Genomic DNA, 1,592 nt, shown 5'->3' with positions numbered 1-1,592 from the left:
CCGACTTCCGCGCCGTCGCCGACGGCATGACATACAGCGCGCCACACACCCCCGTGGTCTCGAACGTCACCGGCGAGCCCGCCACCGTGGAACAGCTGTGCTCCGCGGAGTACTGGGTCAGCCACGTCCGCGAGACCGTACGGTTCGCCGACGGGGTGAGCGCGCTGCGCGCGGGGGGCGTCACGGCGTTCCTGGAGCTCGGGCCGGATGGCACCCTCTCCGCGCTGACCGCGGAGTCCGCCACGGACGATGACGATTCGGTATCGACCCCGGTACTGCGCAAGGACCGGCCCGAGGCACCGGCACTGCTCACGGCCGTGGCACGGCTGCACGTCCACGGCGTGCCGGTCGACTGGTCCGCCGTCTTCGCCGGTACGGGTGCGCGGTGGGTGGATCTGCCGACGTACGCGTTCCAGCGCGAGCGGTTCTGGCCGTCGGGTGGGGTGGCGCGTGCGGGCGATGTGCGGTCTGCGGGTCTGGGTTCGGCGGGGCATCCGTTGCTGGGTGCGGCGGTGGAACTGGCGGGCTCGGGTGGTTTGTTGTTCACCGGTCGGTTGTCGGTGTCCTCGCATCCGTGGCTGGCGGATCATGTGGTGCTGGGGTCGGTGCTGGTGCCTGGTACGGCGCTGGTGGAACTGGTGCTGCGGGCGGCCGACGAGGTCGGCTGCGACCTGCTGGAGGAGCTGACGCTCGCCGCGCCGCTGGTGCTGCCCGCCCCGGGCGGCGCCGTCCAGGTGCAGGTCTGGGTGGGTGAGCCCGAAGACGGAGGCCGACGGCCGGTGGCGGTGCATGCACGTGAAGGGGAGGGGCCGTGGACGCTGCATGCCAGCGGTGCACTGGCTGCTTCCTCGGCCGCCGAGGCGCTGTCGTTCGATGCCGAGGTGTGGCCCCCGCGGGGTGCCGAGCCGCTTGACGTGGCGGGCTGCTACGAGCGGTTCGCGGATGCCGGGTTCGAGTACGGCCCGGTGTTCCAGGGCCTGCGGGCGGCCTGGAAGCTCGGTGAGGACATCTACGCCGAGGTCCGCCTTCCCGAGGGCACGGACGGCGATGCCTACGGCCTGCACCCCGCACTCTTCGACGCCGCCCTGCACACGGCGCTACTGGCCGACGGGGAAGCGGGCGGCGGCGTCCCCTTCTCGTGGAACGGGGTGACCCTCCACGCCACCGGTGCTTCCCAGGTGAGGGTGCGCATCCGTCCCACCGAAGACGGCATGTCGATCGCCCTCGCGGACGCGGCCGGCGGGCCGGTCGCCTCGGTGCGGTCACTGACCGCGCGTCCCCTCACCGCCGGGCAGTTGCCGTCCGCCAACCGCGATTCCCTCTTCAAGGTCGACTGGACCGGCATCCACCTCGCAGGCGATACGGGCAATACAGACGCTACAGGCGATCCCGCGGGCTCCCTCGCCATGCTCGGCGAGGACACCGACGGCACCCTCAAGGGAATCCCGCTCCGGCCCTACGCGGATCTCGACGACCTCGCGGAGGCTGGCAGCCACCACACCGTGCTCGTCCCGCCGACCACCACCAGGACCACCGGAACGGTGGAGTCCGTACATGCCGCGGCAGCTGGGGCGTTGGACGTGATCCAGTCC

Annotated in this window: 1 protein-coding gene; it reads left to right on the top strand. The window is 71.9% G+C overall.

Annotation, left to right across the window (positions count from 1 at the left end):
- Window positions 1–26 precede the first annotated feature (26 nt).
- The coding region (locus tag AZE13_RS33400; RefSeq protein WP_258528201.1) for a polyketide synthase dehydratase domain-containing protein at window positions 27–1,592 on the top strand (1,566 nt) is incomplete at its 3' end.

Source organism: Streptomyces sp. NBRC 110611 (assembly GCF_001590865.1).
In the GTDB taxonomy this organism is placed as follows: domain Bacteria; phylum Actinomycetota; class Actinomycetes; order Streptomycetales; family Streptomycetaceae; genus Streptomyces.
The sequence above is the reverse complement of the archived record's forward strand: the minus strand, read 5'-3'. Positions and strand labels throughout refer to the sequence as shown.